Source organism: Candidatus Bathyarchaeia archaeon (assembly GCA_041447175.1).
GTDB lineage: Archaea > Thermoproteota > Bathyarchaeia > Bathyarchaeales > Bathycorpusculaceae > JADGNF01.
This window is the reverse complement of sequence record CP166960.1, coordinates 1,659,942-1,673,333: the sequence shown is the minus strand read 5'-3', so window position 1 is coordinate 1,673,333 and position 13,392 is coordinate 1,659,942. Positions and strand designations below refer to the sequence as shown.

The window sequence follows — 13,392 nt, the reverse complement described above, 5'->3', positions numbered from 1 at the left end:
GTTTGTAAAGATTTCTTGACACAAAAAAACTAAGCAAGCAAAACAAGGCTAAACCTTGTGGGCTTGTAGCCTCTACCTGAAAGTCAGTGGCGACACGGAGTAGTAGACTATTTCGCCCCGTCGATTCATAACCGCCAGCACCATTTCCTTTTTGAGGCTCTGCGTCTGCACCGACGCGTTGGTCAAGTCCTCCATGGACAGGGGTTTGCCTTCCTGCGTGCTTAGCACCAGTGAGGTGGCGGCGCCTTTGCCGTAGCTGCCCCGCTCGTAAATGCGAAAATCAATCGCCGCCCCAAACCCCTCACGCACCACGTAGCCGCGGCTGCGCAGGTCACGGTAAACAAGGTAATGCATCCATGCGTTCTCGTCGGCTGCCTCGTAAGCTTGCAGAAGGCTTTGGAAGTCAAGTTGGCTGCCTTTTTTGTCTTCAACTTCCAGCATTCCCTTTTCCTGCAAAAAGAGCGCTTCATAAAATGTCAGTGTGAAGCCTTCTGCGTCGGATGTGCCGTAGCCTCGTTGGCTTAGCGAGTCAATGCTGCTTTGGTCGGTGACTTTGACGCCTTTGTTGGTGAGGAGGCTTTTTGCGTTGAACTCGGGGGTTTGGATGGGGGTTTCTTTTTGGGTCATCGAGTTTTCACTGTCTGCTTTCTAATGCTGGGGGTTTATTAATTAACATTTTTCTCCGTTTCCTGTGGATGTGAATTTTAGTTTTTAAAACTAAAACTTGCCGTACAATTTCCCGTTAGTCTTCCTTACCGAATTCAAGCAACGTGTCGGAACGTTTTTATGCGGTTAACAATTCTAAACCGCCAATTGAGGGATAAAAAACACGCCAGACAGCGACAACTCAAAAGCCTTCTATTCCCACCTAGAAACCTTGAGCCTTCTGGAAAGCAATGCATCCGTGCTATACACGGCGTTAGCTGACCGCACAGACCTGGACGGAGCAAAGGTTTCCCTGCATGAAGTTGCGGCTGACAGCCAAAAACGCTCCATGATTCTCCGAAACGTTAGCCAAAGACTCGAAGAAGATAACCTGAACCTTGAAAGCAACAAATCCGCCAAAGAAGTCCAAGAAGTCTTCGCCATAACTGACCTTCTCTACCAAAGAATCATCGCAAAAGACCAATTTAACCTCGACATGCTGCTTTCCTTTGTGGACAAGCTGGATGTTCTGGAAAAAACTCTCTCCGAAAAATACTTGGGTTTGCAGCTTAACGCCAAAGATCTCAGGCAAAAAGCCAAAAGCACGCTTTCACGGGTCAACTTGGAACACATCGAAAACCTCCTAACCGACCTGCTTGCTGAAGGTGAAATTCACCGTAACCTTTTAGAAAAAATCAAAGAAACCGTTACAACAGGAATGGGTCCCTCTGAGGGCTCAGATGTGCGGGTGGATTTTGCTGCTTCCTCGAAAGTAACGGCTTAACTTACGTGCTCCCAGTTTCAGGATTTAAGTTGAGCGTAGTCTTTGGGGTAGATGATTTGGGTTTCACAAATTATCCCCGACACATACTTTAGCGGTGTGGCATCAAACGCAGGGTTAAACACAGGTACTCCGGTAGGCGCAATCTGAACCCCGCCGATGTGGGTTACTTCGTCGGGTTTGCGCTCCTCGATTGTTACGTCCGCGGCTCTGCGGGTCAAATCAAACGTGGACTTGGGGGCAGCCACATAAAACGGGATGCCATGCTCTTTGGCTAAGACCGCGACGCCATAGGTTCCGATTTTATTAAAAACCGCATCCTGCACAATACGGTCCGCACCCACAATCACCAAATCCACAAGCCCCCGATGCATGATGTGGGCTGCCATGTTGTCCGTAATCAAAGTCACTGGTATGCCATCGCGCATCAGCTCGTAGGTGGTGAGCCGTGCTCCCTGCAGCAGCGGGCGAGTTTCGTCGGCGATGACTTTGATTTTTTTTCCTTGCTCCCACGCAACCCGAACTGGCGCCAAAGCCGTTCCATACTCCACCGTTGCCAACTCGCCTGCGTTGCAGTGAGTCAGGATGGTGTCGCCGTCCTTGATGAGTTCCGCGCCGTTCTTGCCTATTGCATGGTTTTGGGCAGCGTCTTCATCGGCGATTAGCTGCGCTTCAGCAAAAACCACGTCTTTTACCTCCTGCATTTCGCCTGCAACGTTTCGTGCTTTGTTGAGGACGCGGTCGGCGCCCCAGAACAGGTTCACGGCGGTGGGGCGTTGGCTTTTGATTTGGTCGGCGGCTTCTTCAAGCTCAGCCAAAAGCTCACCCTTACAGCCCGCCTCGGAATGGTACGCTGCCAAGGCTAATCCGAAGGCTGCCGCAGCCCCAAGCAGAGGAGCGCCTCGTACACGGAGGACTTTGATGGCTTCACACATTTGCTCCACAGTTTTAATTTCAAGGGTTACTTCTTGGAGGGGAAGTTTGGTTTGGTCAGGGGTGAAAACGGTTCCGTTTTGCCATTTAATCATTCGCATACAGAGCGCCTCATACGGTTTGATGTTTAGGTTATACTTGGGTGGGCTCTGTTTAAGATTTTCTTAAAATCTATACTGAAAAGAGTTGGAAAAGGTAGGTTTAGGTGTCGAAGGGTGACTTTAGGTACGTGACCACTTCAACTGGGGCGTCGCCGCCGATTTTCAGCCGCTTCTTCCAGTTATCCCCCACCGCTATGAGTGAGAAGACGCCTGAGATTTCTGCCTTTGCCTTCTTTACGAGGTTGACGAGGGCTTCTTGGGTTTCGCCGCTTTTAATCATGTCATCCACGATGAGAACGCTGTCGCGTTTCTTGATTATGTCCTTGGGGATGTATAGTGTTACGGTTACGCCGCTGTCTTTGCCGAGGATGAAGGTTTCATCAAGGAAGGCTTTTACGCCCACTTCTTTGTTGCGTTTTGCCACGATGAGGTTTACGCCCAACGCGTTTGCTACCATGGTTGCCAGTGGGATGCCGTCGGTGGCTGCGGTTAGGACTTTGGTGACGCGTTTGCCCGCGAAATTTGCCAGTGCGTGGTTGGCGGCTTGTTGCAGGATGTTGTAGTCGCCGACGATTTCGGTGTTGTCAAAGTAGCCTGTGTCGTCGAATTTGATGCGGTTGCGGAGTTCGGTTTCTAAGCCGACAAGTTTGGTGAGGACGCGCCAGAGTTGGCGTGCGCGGGTGGTGTTGGGTAGGACGTGGCCTTTGGCGTAGCGGCTGAGTACGGTTACGGGGAGCCCTGTTTTGTTGGCTAATTCGCGGTAGGTGATGTTGCGTTTGTACTTTGCTGTTCGTAATAGCTCAATGGTCATTAACCTGAGTTTTAGGTCTTCTGCGTGTGTACTCATACCGTTGCTTCCCTTTTTTACATCTATAAGTCAAATATTGAGTTATATCTTAATATTACTTCTTGAAATTTATAACTTTCCGTTAAAAATGTGGCTAAATTCCCTACTTGGGGTTTGGCTGCCTAACCGTTAAATGGTTTCCCATAATCATTCCAAAATCAGTTTTAAATGAGCCTTCACTGCTGTACTCCACGGAAACCTTGGCTGCTCCCTTAACCAATGTTTTAGTTTTCGGGAAACTAACGTTTTTTATAACCGCATCCACTGATACGTTTTGATTTACATGAGCTTCGAAGTTAAAGAAAAAGACCTGCTGGGACGAATCGGCAAACTCAAAACCAAAACCTGCACTGTGGAAACACCGCTGCTTTTCCCCGTGATAAACCCTCGTATCCAACTTGTCCCGCCCAAGCGGCTCAAAGAAGAATTCGGCTTCGAAGCCATAATAACCAACAGCTATATCCTCTGGAAACGCCACCACGACCAAGCTGCACAGCAAGGTCTGCATGAGTTCCTCAACTACGACGGCGCCATAATGACTGACTCCGGTGCATACCAGATTCTGGTTTACGGCAACGTCGAGGTCACTCAAGCCGAAATCGTGGACTATCAGGAACGCATCGGCAGCGACATCGCCACCATTCTGGACATACCCACCGGTTGGCATGTCCCCAAAGAGCAAGCCCAAGAAACAGTGGCTGAAACCCTCAAACGCGCCGAAGCCTTCTTCAAACTCAAAACCCGCCCCGACACCCTCTGGGTCGGGCCCGTCCAAGGCGGCAGGCATCTGGACCTTGTCGCGAAATCCGCCAAAGCCATGGGCAAACTGCCGTTTCCGATTCACGCTTTGGGCAGCCCCACCGAAGTCATGGAAAGCTACCGGTACGACGTGCTGGTGGACATGATTATGACGGCGAAAATGAACCTGCCCCTTGACCGTCCGTTGCACCTTTTCGGCGCTGGGCACCCGCACATGATGGCTCTTGCCGTGGCGTTAGGATGCGACCTCTTTGACAGCGCCGCCTACGCCTTGTACGCCCGAGAAAACCGTTACATGACTGAAAACGGAACGTGGCGTCTTCCCGAAATGGACTACTTCCCCTGTCAATGCCCCCGATGCGCCGTTTCTACGCCAAAGCAGGTGATGGCTTTGCCTAAGGCTCAGAGGGAGCAGTTTCTTGCGGAGCATAATTTGCATGTTTGTGTGGCGGAGCTAAAGCGCATTAAACAGGCTATCCGCGACGGCAGGCTCTGGGAACACGTTGAAATGCGTGCCCACGCCCACCCCGCACTACTTACAGCTTTGAAGCGGGTTAAAGACTATGAGGGATACATTGAAAAGCTCAGCCCAACCGTGAAGCCGAGCGGCTTTTTCTTTCTTGACAGCATCGGGCTCTCACGCCCCGAAATCACCCATTACCGACACCGCCTAACCAGCCGTTACCAGCCGCCTAAAGACGCCAAGGTTCTGGTGCTGATTCCTCAAACCCGCAACAAACCGTTCCACCGAAGCGAGGAATTCAAGGATGTCCGCCGCATGGTCAACCGTGTAGGCGAAGACGCCGCTGGCTATGTGCATGTCTGTTTTTATGCGGCGCCGTTTGGGGTGGTTCCATTGGAGTTGGATGAGGTTTACCCGCTCAGCCAGCACGAAACCGCCCTGCCCTTGGACTGCGACGTCGTCAATTACGTGGCAAATCAAACTTCAGAATACATCCAGCGCTCAAACTATCAGGCGGTGGTTTTGCTTGATGACCCACAAACATGGGGCAACGCGGTTAAGCAGAAATGCAAAGCCGCCTGCGCCAAAAAGAACGTGCCCTTTGAGGTGTTGGGTTTGTATGCGCAGGCAACTAAAGAGTTTTTAGCGCGGCTGGAGTCTATTCTTAGGGAGAACCTGAAGGGGACGCCTTGATTTACGCAGATTTTCATCTTCACACTACTTTTTCGTTTGACTCCCAAATTACCCCTCGTACCCTCGTGGAGAAACTGGTCTCTCATCCTAAAGTCAAAGCAGTCGCCGTAACCGACCACAACACCGTCCGAGGCGTCAAAACCGTACAGCAACTCGCCGCACCCTACCCCGACGTGCTCATCATCCCCGGAGTGGAAATCACCACCCAACAAGGTGACGTGCTTGTGTTGGGGACGGAAGTGTTGCCGCCAACGCCTTGGTCTGTTGAGAATGTCGTGGACTTTGCCAAAGACAATTCATGCGTTTCAATTGCTGCGCATCCGTTTCGTGAATTAGGTTTAGGTGAGTACGCCAAAGACAGCGGCGTGGACGCTATCGAAGTACTAAACGGGGGCTCTTCAGCTGCGGCCAACAGGCTGGCGCGTGACCTCGCCAAGTCCGCTGGGATGGTCGGGGTTGGTGGCAGTGATTCACATTACCCCACTGATTTGTTTTCGGTTTACAATCAAGTTCAAGCGGAACTCACGGTGGATGACATTTTAAATGCTATCAAGAAGGGCTTTGTGTCCGCTTTTGCTTTTGAATCGTCAATACATTTTTAAAAGACTACCATGTCATGATATCTGCGAAAGCTTTCATATACTCTAAAAGGATTGGTCCTAATTGCAGATTGAATTTTTAGGCGGAGCACGAGAAGTTGGCAGAATGGGCATCTCAGTTAAGTCTCAGAAAACTCAGGTTCTCCTTGACTATGGCGTGATGCTTGAACGGCAACCTGGCTTTCCAATGCATGTGCCCCCAAAAGATGTTGATGCAGTAATTCTTACTCACAGCCACTTAGACCATTCGGGTGCAATTCCCATTTTCTACATCGAAGGTAAACGCCCCCTCTACACAAACAGGCTTAACTTGGAGCTAACCCAGCTACTTATCCAAGACTTCATCCACCTGTCCGGCTACTACCTGCCCTTCGAATACTTGGAACTACGAACCATGGTCCGCAGCAACAAACACTTGGACTTTGGCGTATCAGAAACTGTAGGCGACATGAGTTTCCAGTTGCTAAACGCGGGGCACACTCCAGGCAGCGCCTCCGTAATCGTAGAAACCGAAGGCAAACGCCTACTGTTCACAGGCGACTTTAACATGGAAGACACCATGCTTCTCAAAGGTGCCTCCATGGACTACGGCAACATAGACGCCATCATAACCGAAAGCACCTACGCAACCGAAGACCACACCCCCCGTCCCGAACTGGAAAAGAAATTCGTGGACGCCTGCACCGAGGTGGTTGAAAAAGGCGGCATCGTCCTCATTCCAGCTTTCGGGGTTGGACGCGCCCAAGAAATCGCCTGTACGTTGGCAGGACACAAATTCGCCCACAACGTCGTCTTTGATGGCATGGCACGCGAAGCCAGCCGAGTCATCCTGAACGAGAAAGAGTTCTTGCGCGACCCTAAACTGTTCACCGAAGCCATGCGTGAAGTTGAATGGGTGGAAGGCTGGCGAGACCGCCGCAAATCCCTACGCAAACCCGGCGTAATCATTTCTCCTGCAGGCATGCTCAAAGGTGGACCAAGCCAATTCTACATAAGCAAAGTCGGCAAAAAAGCCAACAACGCCGTGTTCCTGGTTAGCTACCAGATTCCAGGTACGCCTGGCAGGCAGCTTCTGGAAAAAGGCATCTGCACAATCGACGGAAAAGTCCGCAAAATCAAAGCCAAAGTGCAGCACTTCGACTTTTCCAGCCACTGTGGCGCAACTCAACTTCGAGAAGCCATCAAAAAGGTCGGTGGTAAACCCAAGATTTTTGCTGTGCACGGCGCAGAAGGTAACTGTGAAACCCTGGCAAAATGGGCTAACACTGAGCTGGGTTTGGATGCTGTGGCGCCTAAAACGGGTGACAAATTCGAAATTTAACCTGACCAGAAAAATCGGCTCCACCCCTACCTTTTTGGCTTTTGTTGGTTCAAATGAAAACTTATTGTGAATTTTGGAATAGCCATAAATAGGTAGTTTCCAGTTTAAAAGGCTCATGAGCTCCAAGACACCTGTAGCCCCAAAGACCACCACCCGCGATGTCTTTCCCATTTTCGTAATGGGCGGACTGTTTGTTTTAATCGATTTGCTGGCTTTCTGGATATCTGGACCCTTTGAAGCTGCAGGTCAAGTTGCCTTTGAGAACCCCGGCGACTTTTCAAACCTGTTGTTCTTTTTTTCGGTGCTCATCGTCTTCACAGCACTAATCCTGCTTATTGCAAAGTGGGGCAAAACCAAAATCATCCAAGCCATCTTTCTCGGGTCCACAGGGTTGCTTGGCATCTACGTGTTTGACCCCTTGCTGAGCTACCTTTTCCCTTGGGAGATTTCCTTGGCGCTTTCGGTGGCTATAATGTCGGTCATTGTGGCGTTGCTGGTGAAGTACCCTGAATGGTACATAGTGGACCTAAGCGGCATAATCACATCCGTCGGCGCAATCGCCATGCTAGGCATCTCCTTAACCATCCTCATAGTGCTGATTTTACTCATAGGCATGGCACTTTACGACGCCATATCCGTTTACAAAACCAAACACATGATAGACTTAGCTGACACCCTCATAGACCTCAAGCTGCCCATCTTGTTTGTCGTACCCAAAACTCGCGGCTACTCCCTTGTCGAACAAACCAAGGGGCTGAAAGAGTCGCTTAGCGAAGGAGAAAAACGTGACGCCTTCTTTATGGGCGCAGGCGACATAATCATCCCCGGAATCCTCGCCGCAGCCGCCTTCCACAACATCCCCGACTACGGCTTCACCATAGGCTTATCTGTCCTCGCAGGAACCTTGGTGGGTTTTGCCTTGCTCATGCTGCTGGTGATTAAAGGAAAACCCCAAGCGGGGCTGCCCTTCCTCTGCCCAGGCGCCATCATAGGCTACGTAATCTCAAGCCTCATTCTAACAGGCGGATTGGCTGGGCTTTCGTTGGTGTTTTGACACGCCGCCATCCAAAGCACGGGGTCCAGCCAAAAATTATGGTTTTTGCCCGAACCGCTCCTTGAAGGCTGTTCGGATTTTCTCTGGTTCCGAAAGAACATGAACATCTTCCATGTGTTCAAGTTTTCGGACGTTTTCCGCATCTTCTTTGCGCACCCGTAGCTTCATGTCTTTGCCGTTGGGTAGCTTGGTGATGAGGGTTTTTTCTTCAAAATCCACGGGCAAAATGTAGATGGGCACAAACGCTTTGAGGCTCATGCTTGCCGCGTTGGTAATCATGGTGTCGCCTATGCCGTAAGCGATTTTTGCCACCGTGTTTGAAGAAGCAGGAGCAATAAGCAAAAACTCGTATTTGCGCATCTGCATCCAAGCCGCCAGAAACGGCGAATTCGCGTTCTGCTCCACGGTGTATTTGGAAAAGTTTTCTTTCACTTCCTTTTCAAGGTTGTAGAATCTGAGCACGGTTTCGCCTGCTTTGGACACAAACACCTGAATGTCCACGGTGTCTTCGTATTCCTTTTTGAGTTCCTTCATGATTTGTACGTATTCGGCAATGCGGTCGCCTGCCCCTGTGATTCCCCACGCAACCTTACTTTTCTTTGCTTCACTTGGCTGGCTACTCATGTGGCTTTTCCCCTTCTTTGCTTTCTCTTTCTTTGAGGAACTCAGCGAATCTTTTTAAGGTCTTTTTCAGGCTTCGGAAGCCTTCTTCGTCAGCTTTGGCGTCTTCTAAGGTGTCTTTGCTCCAGAACGTGGCGCCCAAGTTTGCGCCAAAAAAGCCTCCACTCACGGGAATCATGCCGTTTAGGATGTAGAATGTGTGAATCTGCATAAGAGCAAGTTCTTGTCCGCCTGCTCTGTCTCCGCCTACAGCGATGCCCATGCCGATTTTGCCTTTGAAAAAGTTTTTGTCCCACGCAACGGCTGCGCGCGTTCGGTCCATTATCGCTTTGGTTTGGGCGCTCACGCCGCCGTTGTAGACGGGGGTTGCGATGATGATGCCGTCAGCGTCGGTGAGTTGGGTGTAGAGTTCTTGCATGTCGTCTTGGATTACGCATTCTTTGTTTGTTAGGCAGTAGTCGCAGTGGGCACAGAACTCGATGTTTTTTCCCTGTGCCGCCCATAACTTGGTTTCAAAGCCTTTCTCTGAGAGTTGCTTTAAAGCTTCTTGGAGAATGTATTCTGTGGCTAAAGCTCGGGGGCTGCCACAAATGCCGATAATCTTCATAACCATCAGAAGTCAATACTCAAAATGTACACATTAAACTTTCGTACTCACCCGCATTTTTGAGGTTCCGAAAATTTAGGGGTCTTTGGCTACGGTGTGCAGCTGCGTCAGGCGGGCTCCCACAACCTCCACTAACTGCTTCTTTAACTGCTCCACAGGCTGCCGAGGATTCACCGCGTCAATTTCGCCTGCCAACTCCAAGTCTCCCAAAGTTTTTTCAATCCAGTTCTGGAAGTCGCGGCGTGGCACATGAAAACTAACCGCCTCGTTGTCTATGACTCGGAGCTCTTCGTAAAACGCAAACAGGTCTATCGCCGTTTCTCCTGTGTATTGTCCTACTGCGGTAAAAAAGTGGAAACCTTGACTGTAAGGGACAGAGCGCAGTATACTCTGGGCTTTAGATTTATCTACAGAAGTGGTTAAACTGTCTTTTTTATCCATGAAAACAAACCCTACAAAAAGAGGATAGCCTTGCCTAATCAAGGTTCCGCTTACACTTTTGAACCCAAAAACAGAAAGAAATTCAGCATTTTGGGGCCTGCATGCTTAAGACATGGAGTGTTCAAGTTGTGTTTATGTGCGGGAAATCCTGAACCCACGGGTTCTGTTTCATCAGGAAAAGCTTCACGTAATTCTTAAAGTACATCGAGTACATTTCGGCTTTGCCGCATTTGCTGATGCGCCTAACCGACGTGTACGCTGTGGCTCTGCTGTTAACCAAGCATTTGCCGACTCTGCCCATTTCACGGCTAAACGTGATGTCCTCGGCGCAGGCAATATCCTCACGGAAACCGCCAATTTTAAAAAAAACCGCTTTTCGCGCACCACAGCAAACTGACGGAAACAGCGGAACACCTATTCGTGCTGAAACCATCGCCAACTTGTTGGTGAACCCATAATGAGAAACTGCAAACAGCCTATCCAACGGCTTTAAATGCTCCAAGTTTTTCAAGATGCCTGAAACGCAGACAACTTTTTTGTCCGCAAAATTGCTGTACATTTCTGACAAAAAATTAGTTTCCAAGTATGTGTCGGCGTCCAGAAACAGCAGGATTCGTCCCTCCGCGGCTTTGGCGCCTGCGTTGCGTGCTCTTCCAACGCCTCTTGCTCTTAAGTCAAGAACCTTGTCGGCGCTGCGTTTGGCAACAGTTCGCGTGTTGTCGGGGCTGTGGCTGTCAACAACAATTGTTTCAATGTTGCCGTCGAAGCGTTGGTTGACCACGCTTTTTAGACAGCCTTCAATGGTTTCCTCTTCACAGTATGTTGGGATGATTACTGAGACCGTTGGATTGAAATTCGGCAAGTGGACCTTCCCCAGTGAGATGTTGAGTTGAACCTATCATGAAGTTTAGCTAATAACTTTTTCGCAACAAATCCTGTAGGCTGAGTTCCAGCGGCATACGTGGATGAAGCCGCAAACGTGTCAAGTCTAAGCCGCCTTCGCTGAAGGCATGGATTGAAGGGAAAATAGGCGGCTGACAGGTAAAATTATATCTTATGGATTCACTATGAAGAATCCGCTTGTTGGGTCCGTGGCGCAGCACGGATAGCGCGTCAGCCTTCTAAGCTGAACGTCATGGGTTCAAATCCCATCGGACCCGCCACTGTTCTATAACATTTATACTGGTTCATTGACTGTGAAAATCTTGGTTTAACTGATGGAATACTGATTCTGTTTTCACATATCTTATATCTATTCTACTTGAAGTAAAGTTGAGTTGAAAATGCGCCAACAGCAAAGTTCAAAATCTAAACGTTACTGGAGATGGCTAACAAGCCTCTGCTTAGGATAGAGGTATCCGCATGGATATGTACTCGGGGCTTTCGTTACTTGCGGGTTTTATCTGCCTTGCACTGGGTTTTGTTGTTTACTCTTTGAACCGAAGAGCAGAGTCAAACAAGCTTTTTGCTTTAGCAAGCATCGCAGGTTTTTTTTACACCCTAACCACTGTTCTAATGTGGCAAGCACCCAATCTTGAAAGCGCGTACTTTTGGAATAAAGTTGGCTCCATCTGGCCTTTCTTTGTGGTTTTGGTTGTCCATTTCGCGTTGGTTTTCACCCAAAGTAGCTGGCTAAAAAACAAATTCACTCTTATTGCGTTGTATCTGCCCGCTGTTTTCTTTTGGCTTGTTGAGGTTTTGACTGATTGGGTAAACACTGTTCCTGTTTTAAAGTATTGGGGATACACCGATGCTCCCGCAGCCACATGGATTTACGCTGCCAGCACACTTTGGTCAGCGATTTTGCCGCTTCTGGCATTTGCTCTATGTTTTAGGTTCTACCGTAAAACCAGCGGGGAAACTGCACGAAAGCGAAGAAAGTTTGTGACGGTAGGCTTTGGGATTCCTGTTGTTGTTTTTGTAATTACTAACATGCTGTTTCGTTCGGTAGGCGTGGATGTGCCCAACTTAGGGCATATATCCATTATTTTTTTTGGCGGTTTGGTGGGGTACGCGATTCTGAAACACGATTTGTTCGCTTTTGATGCGGCTTTTGCAGCTGAAAGCATTCTCTCCACAATTCCTGACTCGCTTATTTTGGCAGACATTGAAGGCAAGATGATTCGGGTAAATGAACGATTGGTGAATTTTCTTGGTTACCGCGAAGAAGAGTTAATCGGGGAATCAATTACTAAATTATGTGTCGATGCGCATTGTCTGGGCACCTTAAAGGACCTGGTGGAAAAAAGAGTAATTAACAATTGTGAAGTTACCTGTGAAACAAAGTGTGGTGGAGAAAAGCAGGTTCTGTTCTCAGGGTCGATGGTGCGGAGCAAAACAGGTCGAGACATCGGTATAGTTTGTGTTCTGCATAACATCACTGAACGGAAAAAAGCTGAGGAAGACCTTGCCAATAACAGGAATTATCTTGAGACTTTGCTGAACTCAATGCTTTCGGGAATTATAGTAATCGACGCCAGCACCCATATGATTATTGATTTGAACACAACGGCACTTAAGATGATTGGAGCTACTCGGGAAGAAGTGTTGGGGCGGATATGCCACAAGTTTATCTGTCCCTCCGAAAGAGGAAAATGCCCCATAACCGACTTAGGCTTACCTGTAGATATTCAAGAACGCGTGCTTCTCACCGCGAACGGCGACGTAACCTGGATACTTAAGAACGTTACAAAACTGGAGGCTAACGGCAGACTTTTGCTGATTGAAAACTTTGTTGACATTTCCGAACGCAAGCAGATGCAAGAAAAAATCCTGCGGTCGGAGCGGCTTGCTTCAATTGGGGAGTTGGCGGGGCAGATTGGGCATGACCTGCGAAATCCCTTAACGGGAATCAAAAGCGGCGCTTATTTCTTAAAGCAGAAAGGCGACAAAATCACCAAGGCTGACCAGAAGATGATTTTGGGCATTATAGAAAACGCGGTTGACGATTCAAACCGAATCATCAATTGCCTAATTGATTACTCAAGTGATTTACGCTTAAACATCACAAAATCTCTGCTTAACTCTCTGCTTTCGCGAGCTTTGCTTGCTGTTCATATTCCCCCACGTATTGAAATCCAAAATCATGTTCAGGACACAATCGAGTTGTCCGTGGATGAGCCCAAAATTGAGCAGGTCTTCGAACATATTTTATGCAACTCAGTTGAGGCTATACCTGAAGCGGGAACTATAGAAGTTTGGGGGGTCCAAAAAGGCTCAAACGTAGAGATTTCTTTTGTTGATTCTGGTGTTGGCATACCTGACTGTGTTTTGTCCAAAATGTTTTCTCCGCTGAACACCACCAAAGCCAAAGGCATGGGGCTCAGCTTGGCAATCTGTAAACGTATTGTTGAGGCGCATGAAGGCACAATTGAGCTTAAAAGCACATCAGGCAAAGGAACAACAGTAATTATCACTCTTCCGTTGATGCCTAAGCCTAAAAATGAGTTTGAAACCAACCGTTGTTTGCTGTCTTGTGATATTTCTGATTAGCGAAAGTTGCGTTTTATGCAGCTTTTCACGTTGAA

At 48.8% G+C, this 13,392-nt stretch carries 13 protein-coding genes and 1 tRNA gene; 7 read left to right on the top strand and 7 right to left on the bottom strand.

Going from position 1 to position 13,392, the window contains the following annotated elements:
- Nucleotides 1-72 precede the first annotated feature (72 nt).
- Complete coding sequence (gene endA / locus ACBZ72_08705) at nt 73-627, bottom strand: tRNA-intron lyase (protein XES76254.1); 555 nt, start codon at nt 625-627, stop codon at nt 73-75.
- Between the two features lie 250 nt (nt 628-877).
- Here endA and ACBZ72_08700 point away from each other — a divergent pair, with 250 nt between their 5' ends.
- Complete coding sequence (locus tag ACBZ72_08700; protein ID XES76253.1) at nt 878-1,429, top strand: hypothetical protein; 552 nt, start codon at nt 878-880, stop codon at nt 1,427-1,429.
- Nucleotides 1,430-1,446: 17 nt separating this feature from the next.
- On the opposite strand, the gene mtnA is transcribed toward ACBZ72_08700, so the two are convergent.
- Both mtnA and ACBZ72_08690 read right to left on the bottom strand, forming a co-directional pair.
- Nucleotides 1,447-2,460: an S-methyl-5-thioribose-1-phosphate isomerase gene (gene mtnA / locus ACBZ72_08695; protein ID XES76252.1), complete on the bottom strand. Its 1,014-nt coding sequence runs from the start codon at nt 2,458-2,460 to the stop codon at nt 1,447-1,449.
- A gap of 100 nt (nt 2,461-2,560) precedes the next feature.
- Nucleotides 2,561-3,307, bottom strand: a complete 747-nt coding sequence (locus ACBZ72_08690; GenBank protein XES76251.1) for a phosphoribosyltransferase family protein — start codon at nt 3,305-3,307, stop codon at nt 2,561-2,563.
- A gap of 283 nt (nt 3,308-3,590) precedes the next feature.
- Here ACBZ72_08690 and tgtA point away from each other — a divergent pair, with 283 nt between their 5' ends.
- The 4 genes from tgtA (at nt 3,591) to ACBZ72_08670 (ending at nt 8,196) form a co-directional block, all read left to right on the top strand.
- On the top strand, nt 3,591-5,222 hold the full coding sequence (gene tgtA, locus ACBZ72_08685; protein XES76250.1) for a tRNA guanosine(15) transglycosylase TgtA: 1,632 nt from the start codon (nt 3,591-3,593) through the stop codon (nt 5,220-5,222).
- On the top strand, nt 5,219-5,824 hold the full coding sequence (locus ACBZ72_08680; GenBank protein ID XES76249.1) for a PHP-associated domain-containing protein: 606 nt from the start codon (nt 5,219-5,221) through the stop codon (nt 5,822-5,824). Before tgtA ends, ACBZ72_08680 begins: the two co-directional genes overlap by 4 nt.
- Before the next feature lie 61 nt (nt 5,825-5,885).
- A complete protein-coding gene (locus tag ACBZ72_08675) occupies nt 5,886-7,142 on the top strand; it encodes an MBL fold metallo-hydrolase (GenBank protein XES76248.1) in 1,257 nt (418 codons plus the stop codon).
- A gap of 115 nt (nt 7,143-7,257) precedes the next feature.
- Nucleotides 7,258-8,196, top strand: a complete 939-nt coding sequence (locus ACBZ72_08670) for a presenilin family intramembrane aspartyl protease PSH (GenBank protein ID XES76247.1) — start codon at nt 7,258-7,260, stop codon at nt 8,194-8,196.
- A 36-nt stretch (nt 8,197-8,232) separates the two neighbouring features.
- On the opposite strand, the gene afpA is transcribed toward ACBZ72_08670, so the two are convergent.
- The 4 genes from afpA to ACBZ72_08650 all read right to left on the bottom strand — a co-directional run bounded on the left by afpA (nt 8,233) and on the right by ACBZ72_08650 (nt 10,727).
- Nucleotides 8,233-8,820 carry an archaeoflavoprotein AfpA gene (gene afpA, locus ACBZ72_08665; GenBank protein ID XES76246.1) on the bottom strand — a complete coding sequence of 196 codons (588 nt, stop codon included), beginning with the start codon at nt 8,818-8,820 and terminating at the stop codon, nt 8,233-8,235.
- Entirely contained in the window at nt 8,813-9,424 is a 612-nt protein-coding gene (locus ACBZ72_08660; protein ID XES76245.1) for a flavodoxin family protein, read from the bottom strand. Before ACBZ72_08660 ends, afpA begins: the two co-directional genes overlap by 8 nt.
- Before the next feature lie 75 nt (nt 9,425-9,499).
- Nucleotides 9,500-9,865, bottom strand: a complete 366-nt coding sequence (locus tag ACBZ72_08655) for a DUF5752 family protein (GenBank protein XES76244.1) — start codon at nt 9,863-9,865, stop codon at nt 9,500-9,502.
- Nucleotides 9,866-9,986: 121 nt separating this feature from the next.
- Complete coding sequence (locus tag ACBZ72_08650) at nt 9,987-10,727, bottom strand: glycosyltransferase family 2 protein (GenBank protein XES76243.1); 741 nt, start codon at nt 10,725-10,727, stop codon at nt 9,987-9,989.
- Nucleotides 10,728-10,950: 223 nt separating this feature from the next.
- On the opposite strand from ACBZ72_08650, the gene ACBZ72_08645 reads away from it, so the two are divergent.
- Both ACBZ72_08645 and ACBZ72_08640 read left to right on the top strand, forming a co-directional pair.
- A tRNA-Arg gene (locus ACBZ72_08645) sits at nt 10,951-11,028 on the top strand.
- Nucleotides 11,029-11,227: 199 nt separating this feature from the next.
- The gene (locus tag ACBZ72_08640; GenBank protein ID XES76242.1) at nt 11,228-13,357 is read left to right on the top strand and encodes a PAS domain S-box protein; all 2,130 of its coding nucleotides are present in this window, start codon (nt 11,228-11,230) and stop codon (nt 13,355-13,357) included.
- Nucleotides 13,358-13,392: the final 35 nt, after the last annotated feature.